General features: G+C 71.3%; 14 protein-coding genes. 2 read left to right on the top strand and 12 right to left on the bottom strand.

The genetic code is table 11. The features are described 5' to 3' along the window. Window positions 1-25: 25 nt before the first annotated feature. The 3 genes from ACXET9_RS08935 to ACXET9_RS08925 form a co-directional block, all read right to left on the bottom strand. Window positions 26-235 (bottom strand): hypothetical protein, encoded by a 210-nt coding sequence (locus tag ACXET9_RS08935; RefSeq protein ID WP_457886197.1) that lies wholly within the window; start codon window positions 233-235, stop codon window positions 26-28. A gap of 26 nt (window positions 236-261) precedes the next feature. Beyond that, on the bottom strand, window positions 262-2,280 hold the full coding sequence (locus tag ACXET9_RS08930) for a TOMM precursor leader peptide-binding protein (protein ID WP_457886196.1): 2,019 nt from the start codon (window positions 2,278-2,280) through the stop codon (window positions 262-264). Between the two features lie 779 nt (window positions 2,281-3,059). Beyond that, window positions 3,060-3,368 carry an ArsR/SmtB family transcription factor gene (locus ACXET9_RS08925; protein WP_457886195.1) on the bottom strand — a complete coding sequence of 103 codons (309 nt, stop codon included), beginning with the start codon at window positions 3,366-3,368 and terminating at the stop codon, window positions 3,060-3,062. A 236-nt stretch (window positions 3,369-3,604) separates the two neighbouring features. Between ACXET9_RS08925 and ACXET9_RS08920 the strand changes: the two genes are divergently transcribed. Further along, a complete protein-coding gene (locus ACXET9_RS08920) occupies window positions 3,605-4,693 on the top strand; it encodes an NADH:flavin oxidoreductase/NADH oxidase (protein WP_457886194.1) in 1,089 nt (362 codons plus the stop codon). Between the two features lie 93 nt (window positions 4,694-4,786). Further along, on the top strand, window positions 4,787-5,329 hold the full coding sequence (locus tag ACXET9_RS08915; protein ID WP_457886193.1) for a type IV toxin-antitoxin system AbiEi family antitoxin domain-containing protein: 543 nt from the start codon (window positions 4,787-4,789) through the stop codon (window positions 5,327-5,329). Window positions 5,330-5,460: 131 nt separating this feature from the next. Here ACXET9_RS08915 and ACXET9_RS08910 read toward each other — a convergent pair whose 3' ends face one another. The 9 genes from ACXET9_RS08910 to ACXET9_RS08870 form a co-directional block, all read right to left on the bottom strand. After that, window positions 5,461-7,437: a ribonuclease J gene (locus ACXET9_RS08910; protein WP_457886192.1), complete on the bottom strand. Its 1,977-nt coding sequence runs from the start codon at window positions 7,435-7,437 to the stop codon at window positions 5,461-5,463. 813 nt (window positions 7,438-8,250) lie between these two features. Beyond that, window positions 8,251-9,996 (bottom strand): hypothetical protein, encoded by a 1,746-nt coding sequence (locus ACXET9_RS08905; RefSeq protein WP_457886191.1) that lies wholly within the window; start codon window positions 9,994-9,996, stop codon window positions 8,251-8,253. A gap of 246 nt (window positions 9,997-10,242) precedes the next feature. Next, window positions 10,243-11,421 carry an alpha/beta hydrolase family protein gene (locus tag ACXET9_RS08900; protein WP_457886190.1) on the bottom strand — a complete coding sequence of 393 codons (1,179 nt, stop codon included), beginning with the start codon at window positions 11,419-11,421 and terminating at the stop codon, window positions 10,243-10,245. Next, window positions 11,421-13,043, bottom strand: coding sequence for a pectate lyase family protein (locus ACXET9_RS08895; RefSeq protein WP_457886189.1), 1,623 nt, complete (start codon window positions 13,041-13,043; stop codon window positions 11,421-11,423). The genes ACXET9_RS08900 and ACXET9_RS08895 overlap by 1 nt, the downstream gene beginning before the upstream one ends. A gap of 89 nt (window positions 13,044-13,132) precedes the next feature. Then, a complete protein-coding gene (locus ACXET9_RS08890; RefSeq protein WP_457886188.1) occupies window positions 13,133-14,146 on the bottom strand; it encodes a carbohydrate ABC transporter permease in 1,014 nt (337 codons plus the stop codon). Continuing rightward, window positions 14,143-14,670 carry a hypothetical protein gene (locus tag ACXET9_RS08885; RefSeq protein ID WP_457886186.1) on the bottom strand — a complete coding sequence of 176 codons (528 nt, stop codon included), beginning with the start codon at window positions 14,668-14,670 and terminating at the stop codon, window positions 14,143-14,145. Before ACXET9_RS08885 ends, ACXET9_RS08890 begins: the two co-directional genes overlap by 4 nt. Continuing rightward, entirely contained in the window at window positions 14,654-16,021 is a 1,368-nt protein-coding gene (locus ACXET9_RS08880; RefSeq protein ID WP_457886185.1) for a glycoside hydrolase family 28 protein, read from the bottom strand. Before ACXET9_RS08880 ends, ACXET9_RS08885 begins: the two co-directional genes overlap by 17 nt. 156 nt (window positions 16,022-16,177) lie before the next feature. Next, on the bottom strand, window positions 16,178-17,683 hold the full coding sequence (locus tag ACXET9_RS08875; RefSeq protein WP_457886184.1) for an extracellular solute-binding protein: 1,506 nt from the start codon (window positions 17,681-17,683) through the stop codon (window positions 16,178-16,180). An 86-nt stretch (window positions 17,684-17,769) separates the two neighbouring features. Further along, the gene (locus tag ACXET9_RS08870; RefSeq protein WP_457886183.1) at window positions 17,770-18,510 is read right to left on the bottom strand and encodes a YesL family protein; all 741 of its coding nucleotides are present in this window, start codon (window positions 18,508-18,510) and stop codon (window positions 17,770-17,772) included.

Genomic DNA, 18,510 nt, shown 5'->3' with positions numbered 1-18,510 from the left:
GCCCGGATCCGTGCGGAGATCGGGGTCAGCCGATGTGGCTACAGCTCGTGGTCGAGCTGGAGCTCGTCGAACTGCAGCTGGTGCTGCTGCAGCTCGAGCTGGAGCAGCCGCAGCAGCTGGAGGTCGAGCAGCTGGACCAGGCGATTCCCGCGTCGAGCATCACCTCGGCGCTGTCGACGATCTCGAACGTCTCCGTCTCCAGGACGGACAGGTCGGACGAGAGCTTCGAGCTCACGACTCATCTCCTTCCGGTGGGTTTCGTCATGCACCGGCGCGGGTCAGGAGGACCCTCACCGTCCTCAGCGCCCCGGTCGACAGGACGTCTGCAGGTGTGGTGTCCACGACCACCGCTTGGCGGCCCTCCGCACGGAGCTGCTCGGCGAGACCGAGGCCCGACGCCTCCGGCGCGGGAAGCGAGGTGGTGGAGGTCGAGGAATCGACGCGGATCGTCCGCGGATCGAATCCTGGGAGGAGGAGCTCATCGGACATCGGCCGCCCCTCGGGCACCAGGCTGCGACCGAGATACGACAGCAGAGCGTCGTTCGCCGCGCTCACGAGGTCGACACCGGCACCGACGGCATAGGCCGCCGAACCGTGAGGGTTCCGCGCGAGCACCACCGCGGCCGTACCGCGCGTCGGGAGGACGACGAGCTCCGGGACGTTCCGCAGGATCCCCGCGGACTCTCGGAGGAAGACGGTCGCCGCATCGACGTGCCCGCTGGGGTAGCTCCGGCATGCGGCCCCTCGTGCCGCCTCACGGACCGCCTCGAATGCGATTGCTGAGATGATCCCCTGGCGGATGGCGTCCGGGAGGCTCGGGCCGGAACCTTCACCGGCGCTACTGCGCTCGAGGTCACCGGCGGAGTTGAGGTCGCTCCGGGCGTACACGGCTGCCGCAGGGACGGCTACGAGCTCGCCGCCGAGAGCGCGACCGATCACCGGCGCCGCCGCCGGATCCGCATCGCTCCCGGGCCCTCCGAGCCCGGTGGCGAGCACGAGGTCGGACGCGGTGATCTCCTGGGTCCCGGCCGCATCGGGCTCCGGAGCGCGAGGGATAGGGCCAACGTGCGCGACGTAGTCCAGGACCGCCCGCTGCACCGCGTCGCGCCGTGCATCGCCCAGGGTCTCGAGGGCGAAGCCCCGCATCGCCGAAGCCCTGCCGTCCGCGCCGATCAGAGCGCGGGAGATCTTCACAGGCGACTGATCGATATCCTCGTCGTCGAAGTCACGGACCACGCCCACGTACTCGCCGACGAGCTGCAGGTACCGCTTGAGCTCCTCGTTCTCATCCTCGAGGGACGTCGCGGAGTACTCGTCGGTGTCCGCGGGCGTCGCGACTCCGCCGAGCCGAATATCCTTGACCGTCGGCACGCCCGTGGCCCCGAGCGAGACGGATCGCGGGTCGGGGAGGACTTGCTCCTGGTGGGAGTCCCCAGTCTCCATGTCGAAAACAACCACCGCGCCATCGGTCTCGGGAGCAGGCGCGGCGGTGAGCACGCGGAACGCCTCGTACGCTGTGGCCAGCCCGATGATCGACGTGTGGAGTGCGCCTAGCGCTGCTGGTCGGCGCCCGTTGCCAGGTAGCGCCGCGGCGCGCCATACCTCGGCCGCGGTCGCGGGGTCATTCCGAGTCATCCGCGTCATGGCGGTCGTCCAGTCACTCTCGCGTCCTGCTCCGGACAGCGGGCCGAGAACGACCGTCGATCCCCAGCGGGTCACGGGCAACACTGCCGTCTCCCCGTCGCGGAGCGCCGCGACAATGCGGGAGGAGTCGCCGTCTTCGGCACATACCACGACGAGGTCGGCCGAGTCCGGCGACGCCGTATCCATCGAGGCAATGGCGCGCAGCCCGTTGAGCCGCAGCCCGTCCTGGACGGTCCTGGCGAGGGGTCCATCCCCCCACACGCGGATGTCCGCGCTGCGGAAACGTTCGAACCTCGTGGCCCCGTGGTCCGCATAGTGGTCGATGTAAGCGATCTGCGCGCGGTACTCAGCGAGCTCATCGTCCTCCAGGACGGACCGTCCGGACACCTCGGTGACGACATCCTTCTCGCTCAGAGCGCGGACGAGCTGCTCGACCATCTTCGCGCGGTCCTCGTCGAGCCCGGCGAGGAGCTCCTCCCGGGTCAGCGAACCGTCAAGGAACGGTGCGATGGACGCGAGCCACTGGTAGGTGTTCTCGCCGCGAACATAAAAACCTCCGTCCGAATGACGCACGAGAACCCCTTGCGGCGCTTTCGCAAATACCGCGTCGTGACGAAGTCGAAGGCGTGCGGGCATGCTAACGCCCAGAGTTTGCGAACTCACGTTCCCCCAATTCACGGGCCGTACACCCCGAACGCGATCGCGCCGGTGCGGCCCTGGCTCCTCTGCTGGCCTCGCGGACTTCTCTCTCGAGTCGTCCTGGAGCCCCCCACCTCGGACAATACGCACCGAGCACCTCGGGGAGACCCACCGCCACACTGACAACAACCCCGACCAGACGCAATGCATGATCCCTGCAGTTCACCTGAAGTACGCCTGAGCGTCAGATTTGGTCGCAAATAATCTTGAGAACTCAATGAATTCTTGTATCGAGAGGTCGGACTCTTAGCACCGCCGCCATCCCGAGTCACATCAGAGTGACCGCCCGCGAGACGGGGCCGGAGATTCTTGGCACCTCCCCCCGCTCGCACCGCGGCGCCCGCACGATCGGGGGCGTCGGCCTCCAGGTCGACCCAGCCGATCACGTCGACATCCGCGGCAGTACCGGCGCAGGCGAACGGCCACTCCGATGAGCCCGACGAGCTTCGAGAGCGGGCCACGAGGACAGCCGTGGAAGCGCGACCGGTACCAGCGACGAGGTCGGGAACGTTCTGCGGCGCGGGCGGGCAGCTCGGGATCCATCCCGAAGCGCTGAGAAGCCGGGGCATGTGGACCGAGATCGACGGCGGACGCCATCCTGGAACAACGACCAGCGATGCAGACTGAACCCAGAACGCGCTACGCGCTTTCCCGTGACACGGGGTGGGTCGACGGCCAGGCCGACACTACGGACGCGGAGGCCGGCGCGGCCGGGGTCAGCGCGGCGGGGCGCTGAGGACGGCGTCGAGCAGGCCCGGGAAGCGGGCGTCGAGATCCTCGCGGCGCAGCGAGTTCATGATCGAGGCACCCTCGTAGACCTGTCGGATGACACCGGATTCGCGCAGGATGCGGAAGTGGTGGGACGCGGTCGACTTCGCGACCGGCAGCTCGATCGCCACGCAGGTCTGCTCGTGGGCGTGGTCGGCGAGCTTCCGCACGATCGTCCGACGCACGGGGTCGGCGAGCGAGGTGAGCACGTCGTCGATGCACAGCTCGTCGCGCGCGGGATGGGCGAGGGTGCGCATGCCACTTCCTGATCCGAGGTCCGATTCGCGAACATCGATCATACGTCGGGGTTCGACGGGCGTCGATCATCGACGCTCGTCGACGGTCGACGGAGATCGACGGTCAATAGAGATCGATGATCGACAGAGATCGATGTCCGACGGGGGTCGAAGTTCGATTGCCATCGAAGTATGATCCCCATCGAACATCGCGCTGCGGGTCGACCGCGGTGCGCCCCGACCTCAGGAGGACCTCGGTGTCCAAGAAGCTCTTCGATCCCCTCACCCTGCGCGGCCTCACCGTGCGCAACCGGGTCTGGGTCCCACCGATGTGCCAGTACGCCGTCGAGGCGCGCGACGGCGTCGCGACCGCCTGGCACATGGTCCACTACGGCGGCTTCGCGCGCGGCGGCGTCGGCGCGATCATCGTCGAGGCGACGGGCGTGTCCCCCGAGGGCCGCATCTCCGACAAGGACCTCGGACTGTGGAACGACGAGCAGCGCGACGCGCTCGCCCCGATCGTCGACTTCGCGCACTCGCAGGGCGCCGCCATCGGCATCCAGCTCGCCCACGCCGGCCGCAAGGGCAGCTTCTGGCCCGAGTGGGGCGAGTGGGGCACCGACCGCTCCCACACCTCGCAGCCCATCGAGGACGGCGGCTGGGAGACCCTCGCCCCCTCCGCGATCGCCTTCGAGGGCATCGCCGCGCCCCGCGCCGCCGAGCTCTCCGACATCGACGCCGTCGTCGAGGCCTTCGCCGCCTCCGCGCGCCGCGCCGCCGACGCCGGCTTCGACCTGCTCGAGATCCATGGCGCCCACGGCTACCTGCTCCACGAGTTCCTCTCGCCGCTGTCGAACCGCCGCACCGACTCCTACGGCGGCTCGCTCGAGAACCGCGCCCGCCTGCTGCTGCGGGTCGTCGACGCGATCCGCGCCGAGATCGCCGACGACATGCCGCTGCTCGTGCGCCTCTCGGCCACCGACTGGCTCGAGGACGGCCTCACCCTCGAGGACACGATCCAGGTCTCGCAGTGGCTGCGCGAGCACGGCGTCGACATGATCGACGTCTCCACCGGCGGCAACGCCCCGGCCGACATCCCCGTCGGCCCCGGCTACCAGGTGCCCTTCGCCGCGGGCATCCGCACCGCGACCGGGCTGCCGACGGGCGCCGTCGGCCTCATCCTCGACCCGGCCCAGGCCGAGCAGATCCTGCTCACCGGCCAGGCCGACGTCGTGCTGCTCGGCCGCGAGATGCTCCGCGACCCCAACTTCGTCCTGCGCGCCGCCGACGTCCTCGGCTACGCGAACCCGCCGATCCCGCTCCCCTACCACCGCGCCCACCGCTGAGCGGGCGGCGTCCGGCGTCTGCGTCGGCGTCGGCGTCGGGCGGCGTCGCTTGAAGGTCTGTCACAACACTACCGTTTTCGGTATAGTTGCGCCATGCCTTCGTACGTCGGATATCGCCGCCGGGTCCGCGAGATCGCGCTCGACCACTACGGGTACATCACGACGCGCGAGGCGGCAGAGGCCGGTATTCCCCCCGGCGAGCTGCCCAAGCTGGCCGCACGAGGTGGACTGCGGAACGTGGCCTACGGCCTCTACCGTGTGGAGGACATGCAGCCTTCACCGTACGACCAGTTCGCCGAGGCCCTGCTGCGAGCGGGCGACGGCTCGTTCCTGCATGGCGAATCCGTCCTGGCACTGTTCGGCCTCGCCGACGTCAATCCTCGTCGGATCGCCGTCGCCGTGCGGCGTCGGACGCGCTCGAAGCTTCCGCCCTTCATCTCGATCACCCAGGTCGACGGTGACCCCCGCACGACCCACTACGAAGGCCTCGCAGCCCAACCTGTGGCCGATGCGCTCCTCGAATGCCGGGGTGCCATAGACGCCGACCGCCTGCGGGCGGCCGCTGAACGCGCACGCCGGGAGGGGCTGCTCACCACCGCCGAATGGCAGAGGGTGCGGAGAGGATTGCGAGCATGACCTGCTCCCGGCGAAGCCGGAAGCATCGTCGGCCGCCCTCAGGCTCTCGACGCAGCGAGCCCCCGGTGCCGCCCGCCCCGCAGGGGACGGAGAGCGCCGGGGGCTCGTGGCTCGGCGGACCGAGCCGAGGATCAGGCGTCGACGACGACGGCCATGACGGCCGGCTCGCGGCGCGAGTTGCGGCGCAGGTAGCTCGAGACGGTGTCGACGACGATCTCCTCGATGTCGGCGATCTCCTCGACGTTCTCCGACTTCGCCCGCGCGAGAGCCTTCGCGACCTGCGCGTTGACGCCCTCGAAGGTGCGCTTGTCGTGCACGAAGCCCTTGGTGAGGAACTCGACCGGCTCGACCGGCTCGTAGGTGTCGGGATCGATCAGCGCGACCACGGTGACGACGCCGCCGCCGGAGAGCAGACGACGCTCGGCGAGGGTGTCCTCGGTCGCGGCGCCGATGGTCTGGCCGTCGACGTACACGAGCCCGGCGGTGACCTCGCCGACGATCTTCGCGTGGCCGTCGACCAGATCCACGACGCTGCCGTCCTTGCCGATGACGACGTTCTCGTCCGGCACACCGGTCTTGCGGGCCAGCTCGGCGTTCGCGTGCAGGTGCTTGGACTCGCCGTGCACCGGCATCACGTTCTTCGGACGCACGATGTTGTAGCAGTACACGAGCTCGCCGGCGCTCGCGTGCCCGGAGACGTGCACCTTCGCGTTGCCCTTGTGGACGATGTTCGCGCCCAGGTCGGTCAGCTTGTTGATGATCCCGTAGATGGCGTTCTCGTTGCCGGGGATCAGCGACGAGGCCATGAGGACGGTGTCGCCCTCGCCGACGGAGATCTGGTGGTCGCCGTTGGCCATGCGCGCGAGCGCGGCCATCGGCTCGCCCTGGGAGCCGGTGCAGATCAGGGTGATCTTGTCGTCGGCCATGTTCTGGATCTTGCGGAAGTCGACGACCAGGCCCTTGGGGATGTCCAGGTAGCCGAGGTCGCGCGCGATCGCCATGTTGCGCACCATCGAGCGGCCGACGAACGCGACCTTGCGGCCCGCGGCGTGGGCGGCGTCCAGCACCTGCTGGATGCGATGCACGTGGCTCGCGAAGCTCGAGACGATGATGCGGCGCGGCGACGTCGCGAACACGCGGTCGATCGCCGGCGTCAGCTCGCGCTCCGACATCGTGAAGCCGGGGACCTCGGCGTTGGTCGAGTCCGTCATGAACAGGTCCACGCCCTCCTCGCCCAGACGGGCGAAGGCGCGCAGATCCGTGATCCGATCGTCCAGCGGGAACTGATCCATCTTGAAGTCGCCCGTGCACAGCACCATGCCCGCCGACGTGCGGATCGCGACCGCGAGCGCATCCGGGATCGAGTGGTTCACGGCCACGAACTCGAGGTCGAACACGCCCTGCTTGCGGCGGTCACCGGCCTCGACCTCGATCGTCACCGGCGTGATGCGATGCTCCTTGAGCTTCGCGGTGACGAACGCCAGCGTCAGCTGCGAGCCGATCACCGGGATGTCCTCGCGCTCCTTGAGGAGGTAGGGAACACCGCCGATGTGATCCTCGTGCCCGTGGGTCAGCACGATGCACTCGATGTCGTCGAGGCGATCACGGATCGAGGTGAAGTCCGGCAGGATCACGTCGATGCCGGGCTGGTGCTCCTCCGGGAACAGCACACCGCAGTCGACGATCATCAGCTTGCCGTTGTGCTCGAACACGGTCATGTTCCGGCCGACCTCGCCGAGGCCGCCCAGCGGCGTGATCCGCAGACCGTTCTGCGGCAGGCGCGGAAGCCCGCCCTGGTTCTGGGTCCGACGAGCGCCCGAGCGCGACCCGCGCGAGCTCTTGCGGGAGCCGCGCGAGGAGCGGCCCTCGCCGGAGCCCTGGTTGCCGTTGTTCGCGTTGCTGCCGCCGTTGCTGTTGTTGGCGTTGCTGTTGGCGCCGCCGTTGTTCGCGTTGCCGCCGTTGCCGCGGCCGCTGCTGCGACCGCCGGAGTTCCGGTTGTCGCCGCCGCGGGACCCGTTGCGGTCGTCGCCGCGATGGTCGGAGTTCCGCTCCGAGCGCTGGTCGTTGCGCGAATCCGAGCGCGTGGACGTACGTGAGTCAGAGGTCATGAAGTGTTCGCAATCGTCGTAGGGACAGGGACTCAGGTCTTCGGGGAGCGCGCATCACGGCGTTCGTCGCCGCGGACGCAGCAGCATCCACACCCTTCAACGTACGGCAGAACTGCGCCGTACGCCTCACCCGTGAGGTGAGGACCATGATTGTCGGCCCCTCCGAACCGCCCTCGCGGGCCGCGGGTGCGCCTCGCGGGGACCGTGGGTGCGCTTCGCGGGCCGTGGGCGCGCCTCGCAGGGACCGTGGGCGCGTCTCGCGGGGGCATCGGGTGTGCCTCGCGGGAGCGTCGCCTCCGCAACGGGCGGAATACTCACCCTGCCCCCGTCCCGTCCCGCCCACTGTCCCTCAGCAGTAGCTGAAGCGCTCCATATCCGACAGTTCCCGGCCACTCCCCCTCGCTGACCGGAGAGGGGACGGTCCCGGCGCCCTCCCCGAGCCCACCATGCACTCAGCCTCACGGCCACAGCTGCCGCCGCGGCTACCCTCCCGCCCACTGTCCCTCAGCAGTAGCTGAAGCGCTCCATATCCGACAGTTTCCGGCCACTCGGGGCCGATGCACGGTCGGGACTGATGCCGGTCAGGGGTCGGGGCAGCTGAGGTTGGGCCCACTGTCCCTCAGCAGTAGCTGAAGCGCTCCATATCCGACAGTTTCCGGCCACTCCCCCGCGTCGCCCGGAACCGAGGCGCCCGGAGCAGAGGCTCCCGGAGCAGAGGCACCCGAAGCAGAGGCGCCAGGAGCAGAGGCATCCGAGACGCACTCCCCCACGAGACGTGCAGGCCCTCGAGAAGCAGCCACCCGAGAAGGCGAGTCACCGTGCGAGGACAGCCTCCGTCACCTCGGGGACGTCCCGCGGGTCGGTCAGGTGGGCGGGGACCTCGCGGGCGTCGGCGATCCAGGCGTCGAGGCGGGCGAGGACATGGTCCTGGCGGATCCAGTCCGGACGGATCCAGTGGGTGGCCTGCGCGGATTCGAGGGCGAAGGCGGGGTCGGCGGCCTCGAGGGCGATCGCGGCGGCGAGGCGCTCGGGGCTCAGCGGCTCGGGGATCTCCACGTTGTCGAGCTGGGCTCCGGGGACGCGGGCATCCTTGCGGACGACGCTCTGCCAGGCGGCGTCGAGATGCGGCGAGAGTGCGCGCTGGAAGCGTCGGGCGAATCCGGCGGAGCGGAGGACCTCACCCGCAGCCTGCTCCACCGCAGGCACGCCGGTAGCAGCCACGCCATCTGCAGCCACATCACCCGCAGCCACGCCGCCCGCCCCGCCCGCCCCGCGCGAAGAGCCACCGAGGCCCCCGACCCCAGCACCGCGGTCCCCGCCCCCAGCACCGCGGTCCCCGGCATCGAGGAGCTCGGTGGCGAGGAGGTCGCGGAGGACGGTGGCGGCGACGGCGGCCATGGTCATGCCCTGGCCGGACGAGGGGTTGTAGGCGGCGGCCGCGTCGCCGAGGTGGATGAGGCCCTCGGGCTGGTCGAGGGAGTCCTCCCACAGCAGACGGTGGTCGCTGGCGGCACGGGAGGAGGCGGGGGCGCTGAGCTGCTCGGCGCCGCGGAGGGCGCGGGCGATGAGCGGGGTCGGGAGCTGCTCGGCGATCTCGAGGATCGCCTCGACGTCGGTCGGCGGGTAGTTCTTGCCGACGCCGTAGGCGATGACCATGTGCTCGCCGCGGCCGACGTCGCGCAGGTGGACGCTGATCGGGTTCGTCGCCGAGGGCGGGCCGAGGAGCGTGGAGACGCCGTCGGGCAGTGCGCCGTCGGCGAGGCGGACCCGGTAGCAGGTGTAGCCCATGTGCACCCAGGCGGTGGAGGTCGTGGGGCGGGGGAAGCCGAGGCCCTCGAGCCACTGCGGGGTGCGGGTGCTGCGGCCGGTGGCGTCGACGACGAGGTCGCCGAGGACGCGTCCGTCGGGGAGGTCGGCGGCGCCGCGGACCTCGGCGCCGATCACGGTCGATCCGTCCTCGGAGAGGATCAGCCCGGAGGCCGCGCCGCGGACGGCCCGGATGCCGGGGAGCGCGAGCACCCGTCGGCGGATGACGCCCTCGAGCACGGGACGGGTGAAGGTCACGGGGTCCAGGCCGCTCGCGGTGCGGGCGCGCCAGGAGCCGCCCTGCCAGAGGGCGGCGTCGACGAGGTCGTCGTGCGGGGTGCAGCCTTCGGCGATCAGGTCGTCGCGGAGGCCGGGGAGGATCTCCTCGAGGCGGGCGGCGCCGAGCGCGAGGAGGTGATGGGTCTGCTCGCCCTGGGGCACGCCGCGGCGGGGCGCGAGCGCCTCGGGGCCGGAGACGACGAGCTCATCGCGGTCGACGACGGTGACGTCGACGGAGCGCTGGGCCAGCACGGCCGCGGCGAGGAGTCCGGCGATGCTGCCGCCCAGCACGACCGCGCGCGGGCCGACGGCGGACCGACCGTCGGCGCTCGCAGCCGGCTCGACGCCGGCGTACGCGGAGGGTTGGCCGACGGCGCTCGCGGAGGGTTGGCCGACGGCGCCCGCGGCAGGTTGGCCGACGGCGCTCCCGGTCGTCGTCCTCGCAGCTGCTGCGGCATCCTGCTCGCGCGTCATCGTCCGCCTCCCGTCGCATGTCGGCCGACCCCGTCGAGGCGGCTCCGATCCCAGGATCGATGCCGGTCAGGGCCTTAGGACAAGCAGGATGCGCCCACAGCTCTCATTTTGACAAGCTATGGCGTTCATAAATCACGGCGGTGTGGTGACTGCCACCCATCGCGGTCCGGGAGCCGGTACCTCCGGGCAGACGTCGGGCCCGACCGGGTGTCCATCCGGTCGGGCCCGGCGCCCGTCGGCCTCCGCTCAGGCCATGGCCGCGGCGAGCAGCCGCACGGACTCCTCGCCGACGAAGCGGTGCCCCTCCCCCGTCACCACGAGCTGCGCATGCCCCAGCGGGGCGATCTGCGCGAAGGCGGCGCGGGTCGCGGCGATCGGGAAGATGTGGTCCTTCTCGCCGGCCTCGAGGATGAGAGGCCGCGGGGCGACGAGCGCTCCGATGTCGGCCATCTCGAGGCCGCGGCTCCCCTCGGCCCCGACGAGGATGCCGGGGATGATGTTGCAGGGGCAGTGCCGGATGGAGCAGAGGCTCGCGGCGAAGGACGAGAAGTAGGTCGCGGAGAGGGCCCCCGCGATGGACTCGTCGGTCGCGGCGAGGAGCAGGGAGACCGCTCCGCCGCCGGAGCCTCCGACGACGGCGATCCGGTCGGGGTCGACGCCGTCGAGGGTCCGCAGGGCGGCGGCCGCGAGTCCGGCGTCGGCGACGCGCGCACCCATGAGCGGCTGCCCGCGCAGCAGGTAGCGGGCGGCGTCGATGCCGCAGGAGTTCTCGCGCTCCTCGTAGGGCTCGGCGCCCTCGGGCCGCGGGAAGCGGCGTCGGCCGAAGGAGATGGCCTCCGGGGCCAGCACCGTGAACCCGGCGCCCGCGAGCGTGTGCGCGAGGCCGTCGTGGTACTCGTCGGCCGGGTCGGTGGAGACGAGGTCGTCGATCCCGCGGCCGTGGCCGGCGATGAGCACGACCCCGGCGCCGAGATCCCGGTCCGGCGCGGGCCGGAGCAGGTAGGCGGGGATGTCCGCCTGCTCGGCGGCTGACGGGGCGACCTCGATCTCGGCGTCCGATCCGTCCGGCGAGCCCGCCGACGCCGCGGCCGATGCCCCCTCGATCGGCGTGCGCCGGATGCTGACGAGCACGGGACCGTCGGCGCCGACCTCGGGGCCGACGGGCGTGCCGTCGGGCCCGACGACCGTCGCCGACGGACGTCCGGCGCCTGCACCCTGGCCCTGGCCCTTCCCGTCCCGGGCCGTCGGCCCGAGGGCGAGCAGGGCCCGCAGGCGGGCGCGGTCCGTCTCCGGAGCGCGCGCCTGCCCGTCGTCGGCCCGCTCGCCGGCAGCCCGCCCGGAGGCGGCCCGGTCGTCGGCGGCGCGGTCGCCGACGGACTGCCCGCCGACGACGCGCCCGTCGGCCCCGTGCTCGTGCTCGTGCATCAGATGTCGTCCCCGATCACCGTCGGAGCCGCGCCGTACTGCGGGCCGGCCCAGGCGTCGACGACCTCGGCGACGTCGGAGGCGTCGTCGACGCGGGAGCGGAGGGTCGGCTCCCAGCTGTCGTCCTCGGTGAGCTGGGTGCCGCCGAGGGCGTTGTAGGCCTCGCGGAGGTCGACCTCGACGCCGTCGACGAGGTTGCCCTCGGTGCGCACGGTCGTGCCCTTGAGGACGGAGAGCAGCTGCCCGGCCTCGACGACGCCGCCGGTGTCGAAGGCGTTGGCCTCGGCCCACACGTGGGACTCGTAGCCGATGCCGAGGGAGTAGCCGTAGGAGACGGTCTGGTCCTCGGTGATCACGTAGTGGTTGTTGTAGACGTCGACCTGGCCGAAGCGCACGCGCGGGGCCCGCTGGCCGACGCCCTCGTAGAGGTTGTGGTGGAAGGTGACGCGCAGCAGGCCGGGGTCGCCCTTGTCTGGGTTGTCGGTGGAGCCGACGAGGGTGAGCTTGTCGTGGTCGGCGAAGGAGTTCCAGCTGACGGTGACGAGGTCGGAGCGGTTGGTGACGTCCAGGGCGCCGTCGTGGCGCTGGTAGGTGCGGCCGAAGTACTCGGGCAGCTGGTCGTCGGTCATGGGCTCGTCGGTGAACGCGTTGTGGTCGACCCAGATGTGCGTGGCGTCGTCGTAGATGCGGACGCTGTCGTACTCGCTGTTCCAGTTGCCGAGCGATCCGTCGGTCGGATCCCAGGCGGGGAAGCAGTCGTAGGTGTCCGCGAAGGTCAGGTTGCGGACGATGACGTTGTCGACGCCGGTGATGGCGAGGCTCGCGCCGGTCAGCCCGGCGCCCTCCTCGGCCCCGATCAGGGTGGTGTTCGAGGGGATGACGATCTTCACGAGGGCCGCCTGCTTCTTCGCGGCGGCCGCGCGGGCGTCCTCCTGCTCGCCGGAGGGCTCCTCGTCCCAGCCCCACACCTCGGGGTCGTAGGCCGCGAGATAGGCGTCGAAGTCGTAGCCGGTGCCCTCGGCGATCTCCTCGCAGGTGATCGCGTTGCCGTCGGCGTCGGCGTTGACGGGGATGGTGCCGTGGACGCGCACGATCGAGGGCTCGTCGCCGGCGTCGGCGAGGGCCTCGACGAGCTCGGTGCGGGTGCTGACGTCGTAGACGTGCTCGGCGGTCGCGTCGGCGCCGCCGGTGGTGCCGCCGTCGGCGCTCGCCCAGCCGTCGTCCTCGCCGAGCACCTGGCGCTCGGTGATCGCCGCCGTGGCCTTCGGCCCGCCGTTGCCCTTCCCCTGGCCGTTGTTGCCCTTGCCGTTGCCGGTGCTGTGGCTGTTGCCGTTGCCCTTGCCGTTGTTCTGGCCCTTGCCGTTGTTCTGGCCATTGCCCGTGCCGTTGCCCTGGCTCTGGCTGCTGCCGCTGCCCTGGCCGTTCCCGTTCCCGGGGGCGGCGACGGCCATCGTCGGCGCCGCGAGCAGGAGGGCGGCGGACGCGACGGCGATGCCGCGCATGAGCCGTCGGCGCGGGCCGACGGCGGATCGTCCGGCGCGAGCGGCCGACGAGGCGTCGTCGGCGGCGGAGGCGGGGCGGTCGGAGGGAGAAGAGGAGGTGCTGCGGAACAGGAAGGTCATCGTCGTCCTCGGTGTCCGGGGGGATGGGGATGGTGGGGAGATGCAGGGGCGGGCCGCACGCGCGCGGCGTGCGGCCCGTCCCGATGATGTCAGCCCTTGACGGAGCCGATCATGGCGCCCTTGACGAAGTAGCGCTGCACGAAGGGGTAGACGGCGAGCATCGGGAGGGTGGCCACGGCGATCACGGCCATCTTCACCGACTGCGCCGGCGGCACGACGTCCACGGCGGTGGCGTCGGCGTTCATGCCGGAGGAGACGACGACGACCTGGCGCAGGAGCACCTGGATCGGCCACTTCTCCGAGTCGTTGATGTAGAGGACGGCGCCCATGTAGGTGTTCCAGTAGGTCACCGCGTAGAACAGGCCGATGGTCGCGATGGACGCCATCGACAGCGGCAGCACGATCCGGCCGAAGACGCCGAGCTCGGAGCAGCCGTCGATGCGGGCGGCCTCCTCGAGGCTGTCGGGGATGCCGGCGAAGAAGTTCCTCATGATCACGAAGTTGAAGGCGTTGATCGCGACCGGGAGGATCAGCGACCACAGCGAGTCCAGCAGGCCCAGGCGCGAGACGACGATGAAGGTGGGGATCATGCCGCCGGAGAACAGCATGGTGAACACGACCATGAAGTTCACGGCGCGTCGGCCCAGCAGGTACGGCTTGGCGAGGGCGTAGGCCATGAGCGCGGTGAGCACGAGGCTCAGGACGGTGCCGATGACGGTCACGTAGATCGACACGCCCAGGGAGCGGAAGATCGTCGGCGTCGAGAGGATGTACCGGTAGGCGGAGAGGGTGAACTCGCGCGGGATCAGCAGGAAGTTCCGGGTCGCGAGCTCGCCGGGGGTGGCGAAGGAGCTGCCGATGACGTGGATGAACGGCACCAGGCAGATCAGTGCGAAGGTGGTCAGGATGATCCCGTTGACCACCGCGAAGATCTTCTCGCCGGCGGAGCGGGGGCGGGCCCCGCCCTTCTTGCGGCGGGGCGCGGCGGGCGTCGGGCTCGCGCCGGTCCCGGCGGCGACGACGTCGCTGAGGTCGGCGACCGGCGATGCGGCGGAGCCGGAGCCGGCGGCGGCGGTGGCCGGTGCGGCAGGGGTGGTGGTCATCGGGTGCTCCCCTCGGAGGCGGGACGGCGCACGGCGTAGAGGCCGGCGGCGACGAAGAACAGGAAGGCGATCGGGTACAGGATCAGCTGGCTGCCGACGAGGCAGACGACCCCGGCGGCGAGGAACCACCAGCCGGGAGCGCGGCGCTCGGGGCGGACGCGGGTCTGGACGATGCCCGCCGCGCACAGCGCGAGCATCACCACGAAGGAGACGCCGAACCAGGCGCCGAGGGTGCGGGCGGCCTCGTGGGCGGCCCCGACCTCGACCTCGCCGGCGGCGTCGCCGAACAGGGAGGGCATGACGGTCTCGGCGAAGCCCGACTCGTCGAGTTGGTTGATGACGAGGGCGAAGCCGCCCATCACGACCAGCGCGATGACGAGGCCGACGGCGACGACGATCAGCTCGGGCGTGCGACGGATCCGCGGGGCGGGCGCCTCGGTCCGGCCGGCGGCGCGCCGCCCGTGGGGGCGGCCGACGGAACCGGAGGAGCGGCCGACGGAGCGGCGATCAGCGAGCATCGACATGACCGCTCTCCGATCCGGCGCGTCGGACGTCGGCCTCGAGGTCCTCGCAGCCGACGGCGACGAGCACCTCGCCCTCGGCGCCGCGGATCCGGACCCGGCGCAGCTCGGCGCCGCGGGCGTAGCCGATGCGCAGGCCCTCGCGGACGACGGGCTCGAGGCCGGTCGCCATCTCGGGGGTCCCGGGGATCGGGTCGGCGGCGAAGGCGACGTCGAGGTCGTCGACCGAGAGGTCCTCGATCGGGGACTCGGGGAGGCCGAAGAGGTGGCCGGCGCTGGCCCGCACCCCGGTCGCGGTGACGTGGGCGATGCGCAGGCCGCGGAAGCTCGGCGTCCCGGCGTCCACGGGCAGCGCCGAGCGGTCGCCGACGTGCGGGAGCTTGCCGTCGGGCCCGCAGAAGTAGAAGGAATTGATGGTGAACGGGCACAGCACGTCCTCCATCACCACGTTGGTCACGCGCACGTGCTCGACGAGGCCGCCGCGCCCGCGCCGGGTCTTCATGCGGATGCCGCGGTCGGTGCCCTGGAAGACGCAGTTGGAGATCGCGACGTTGCGGACGCCGCCGGCCATCTCGGAGCCGATGACGACGCCGCCGTGGCCGCGGACCATCGTGCAGTTGGTGACGACGACGTTCTCGCAGGGGACCCGCTCGGCGGTGCCCTCGGTGCCGGCCTTGATCGCGATGCAGTCGTCGCCGACGTCGATGTGGCAGTCGGAGATGTGCACGTCGCGGCAGGACTCGGGGTCGATGCCGTCGGTGTTCGGGGAGTCCGCGGGGTTCTGGATGCGGATGTTCGAGACGGTGACGGTGCGGCACAGGGCCGGGTGCACGGTCCACGCCGGGGAGTTGCGCAGGTGCACGTCGCGGATGGTCACGCGCTCGCAGCCGTGCAGGCCGATCAGCGTGGGGCGCGGTGCGGCGAGCTCCTCGCGGCGCTCGCGGAAGGTCTCCCACCACCAGGCGCCGCCGCCGTCGATCGTGCCGAAGCCGGTGATCGCGACGTCGGTCTCGTCGGCGGCGTAGAGGCACGGGGAGTGGACGGACCCGAGGACGCCCTCCCAGCGGGCCTCGACGATCGGGTAGAGCGCGGGGTCGGCGACGAACTGCAGGACGGCGCCGGGCTCGAGGTGCAGCTCGATGTGCGAGCGCAGGCGCAGCGCCCCGGTGCGGTGGACTCCGGCGGGGACGCTCACGCGTCCGCCGCCGCGGGCGGCGGCCTCGTCGATCGCCCGCTGCAGGCGCGCGGTGGCGAGCTCGCCGTCGACGGCGATCGCGGCGTCGGCCGAGGTCGCAGCGGCGTCGGCGGTCGCGGCGTCGGGAGCGACGGCGCTCTGCTGGTCGGTGAGGGTCACGGGGAGCCTTTCACGTGGTGCGTCCGACGCCGGTGGGCGGGAGGGGCGCGGGGAAGCGGTGGGGCGGGCAGGGCCCGCACGAGGCGGGCGGAGGGCAGGGCCCGCACGGGGCGGGCGGAGGGCGGGGCCCGCACGGAGCGGGCCCCGCCCGCGCGATCAGCTCGCGGCCTCGTTGGCCTCGGTGAGCTCGGCGATGATGTCGTCGAGGCCCTGGCCGCGGATCGACTCGATGGTCGCCTCGAAGTCGTCCATGGAGGTCTGGCCCACCATGTACGTGTTGTAGGCGTCGTTGACGATCTGCTCGAGCGCGGCCCACTGGCTGTCGTAGGTCTTGGAGGTGAGCGACTGGGCCGGGTTGGTGACCGCGTACTCGTCGTTCTCGGCCATGAGCTCGTTGGCGCGGTTGACGTACTCGTTGGTGGACTTGTAGGTCACCACGTTGTCGGCGGGGCGCGAGCTCGAGTAGGGCTGCACCTCCTGCTCCCACAGGGTCTGGTCGATGATGTTGACGACCCCGTCGGCGTCGACCTCGTAGTGGGTGCCCTCGATGCCGTTGGTCATGAGGGCGAAGGCCTCCTCGTCCAGCAGCTTGTCGATGAAGCCGAGGCCGCGCTTGAGGGCGTCTTCGTCCTTGAGCGTCTGGGTGTTGAAGGCCAGCAGGCCGCCCATGCCGCCGCTGGTGTCGGAGATGATCCGGCGCGGCACATCGCCCCAGGTGATGTCGTTGATGAGCTCCCACTCGACGCCCGAGTCGGGGTTGATCTCGTCGGCGAGGGCCATGTAGTTCTTGGCCTCGAACAGGCCGGTGACGACGATGCCGCCCTTGTCCTGCGCGATCGCCTGCTGCTGGTTCTGCTTCTGGACGGTCACGAACTCCTGGTTCACGCCGCCGAACTCGAAGACCCCGCGGTACCACTCCATGGCCTCCTTCCACGCATCGGTGGTGAAGGCGGGGACCATCTGGCCGGAGGAGTCGAGCTCGAACCGGTCGGGGGCGCCGAAGTAGCCGGACAGCGAGCGGAAGCCCACCGCGAAGGACTCCTGGCGGTCGATGAAGCCGGTGACCTTCGCGCCGGTGCCGGTCGGGTCGCCCTCGACGAAGGCGCGGGCGACCTCGGTGAGGTCCTCGATGGTGTGGGGCACCTCGAGGCCGAGGCGGTCCAGCCAGTCCTTGCGCACGAGGACGCCGTAGCGGGCCAGCGGCTTCTGGAAGGGCACGCCGTAGAGGACGCCGTCGAGGCGGGCGGCCTCGATCGTCTTGGGGTTGATCGCGGAGAGGTTGGTGTACTCCGAGAGGTACGGCTCGACGTCCCAGAACAGGCCCGACTGCAGCGGCTCGCGGACGGCCGCCATGCTCTGGTTCAGGACGTTGATGTCCGAGAGGTTGTTGGAGGCGAGGGCCGCGGTGATCTTCTCCTCCTTGGAGGCGTCCGGGACCCAGGTGATGTCGAAGTCGACGCCGGTGTGCTCGGCGAGCGCGGTCGCGATGGGACCGTCGGCGCTGGGCGTGGTCGGCGTGTGCAGCATCGACATCCAGGTCAGCGCGCCGTCGGAGCCGCCGGAGCCCGAGCCATCGGAGCCGCCGGAGCCGCAGGCGGAGAGCGCGGCGGCGCCCGCCGCGGCGAGGGGAAGGGACTTCAGGAGGGTTCTGCGCTGGATCATGCCGGGGACCTTTCGAGAGGGGACGGACGTCCGGGGTGGGGTGGGCGGTGGGGGTCGCGCCGACGTTGGCGCTCCCTCCCGCCCTGTCAGCTGGGAGACCGGCGGAGCCGGAGACGGGTGAGGGGGCTCGGGACGACGGCGGGGCCGACGGCCGGAGCGGTGAGGGATGCCGGGGCGCCGGCCGCCGCGGAGGCGGCGTCGGCGGAGGCGGCGTGCGCGACGGCGACGGCCTCGTCGAGGTCGCGCAGCACGCTGCGGAGGATCGCGGCGACGACCGCGAAGGGCAGCACCGGCACGAGCAGGAGCAGGAGCGGGACGGCGAAGCGGGTCATGAGCCAGCAGGAGAGGCCGACGGCGGTGGCGCCCAGCACCGTCCAGTGCAGGGAGCCGACTCCGAGCAGCAGCGCTCCGGAGAGCTGGCGGCGCATGCCCCGCACCTCGGTCGCCGCCATCACGAAGAAGACGTACGAGCCGATCACGGCGAGGAGGACGAGGGCACCGAGGTTCGCGGCCCGCAAGTACCAGTCGGTCAGGCTCATGAGGTTCACGGCGATGACGACGGCCGCCGCCTGGAGGATCGCCGCCATGGCGACCGGCCGCAGGCCCTGCTCCCGCGCGTACCGCCAGAACGCGGGGACCATCGCGGGGGTCTCCCCGTGACGGAACCAGCGGTCCAGGTACTTCGCGAGCGCATAGCTGGCGGGGCCGATCCCGACGACCACGAGGCCGAGCAGGGTCACGGCGATCCACAGCAGGTTCAGCGCGATGAGGCGCCAGAACCCGCCGAGCCAGCGGTTGAGCTGTGCGAACTGGTCGAAGGCGAACAT

The sequence above is a fragment of the Brachybacterium netajii (SeqCode) genome, assembly GCF_054114245.1.
The sequence above is the reverse complement of the archived record's forward strand: the minus strand, read 5'-3'. Positions and strand labels throughout refer to the sequence as shown.

Bases quoted from the DNA above. Each gene is read 5' to 3' on its own strand.
- ACXET9_RS08905 (WP_457886191.1), bottom strand. From the start codon at position 9,996: ATGACGCGCGAGCAGGATGCCGCAGCAGCTGCGAGGACGACGACCGGG.
- ACXET9_RS08910 (WP_457886192.1), bottom strand. From the start codon at position 7,437: ATGACCTCTGACTCACGTACGTCCACGCGCTCGGATTCGCGCAACGAC.
- ACXET9_RS08875 (WP_457886184.1), bottom strand. From the start codon at position 17,683: ATGATCCAGCGCAGAACCCTCCTGAAGTCCCTTCCCCTCGCCGCGGCG.
- ACXET9_RS08915 (WP_457886193.1), top strand. From the start codon at position 4,787: ATGCCTTCGTACGTCGGATATCGCCGCCGGGTCCGCGAGATCGCGCTC.
- ACXET9_RS08925 (WP_457886195.1), bottom strand. From the start codon at position 3,368: ATGCGCACCCTCGCCCATCCCGCGCGCGACGAGCTGTGCATCGACGAC.
- ACXET9_RS08930 (WP_457886196.1), bottom strand. From the start codon at position 2,280: ATGCCCGCACGCCTTCGACTTCGTCACGACGCGGTATTTGCGAAAGCG.
- ACXET9_RS08900 (WP_457886190.1), bottom strand. From the start codon at position 11,421: ATGCACGAGCACGAGCACGGGGCCGACGGGCGCGTCGTCGGCGGGCAG.
- ACXET9_RS08870 (WP_457886183.1), bottom strand. From the start codon at position 18,510: ATGTTCGCCTTCGACCAGTTCGCACAGCTCAACCGCTGGCTCGGCGGG.
- ACXET9_RS08885 (WP_457886186.1), bottom strand. From the start codon at position 14,670: ATGTCGATGCTCGCTGATCGCCGCTCCGTCGGCCGCTCCTCCGGTTCC.
- ACXET9_RS08895 (WP_457886189.1), bottom strand. From the start codon at position 13,043: ATGACCTTCCTGTTCCGCAGCACCTCCTCTTCTCCCTCCGACCGCCCC.
- ACXET9_RS08890 (WP_457886188.1), bottom strand. From the start codon at position 14,146: ATGACCACCACCCCTGCCGCACCGGCCACCGCCGCCGCCGGCTCCGGC.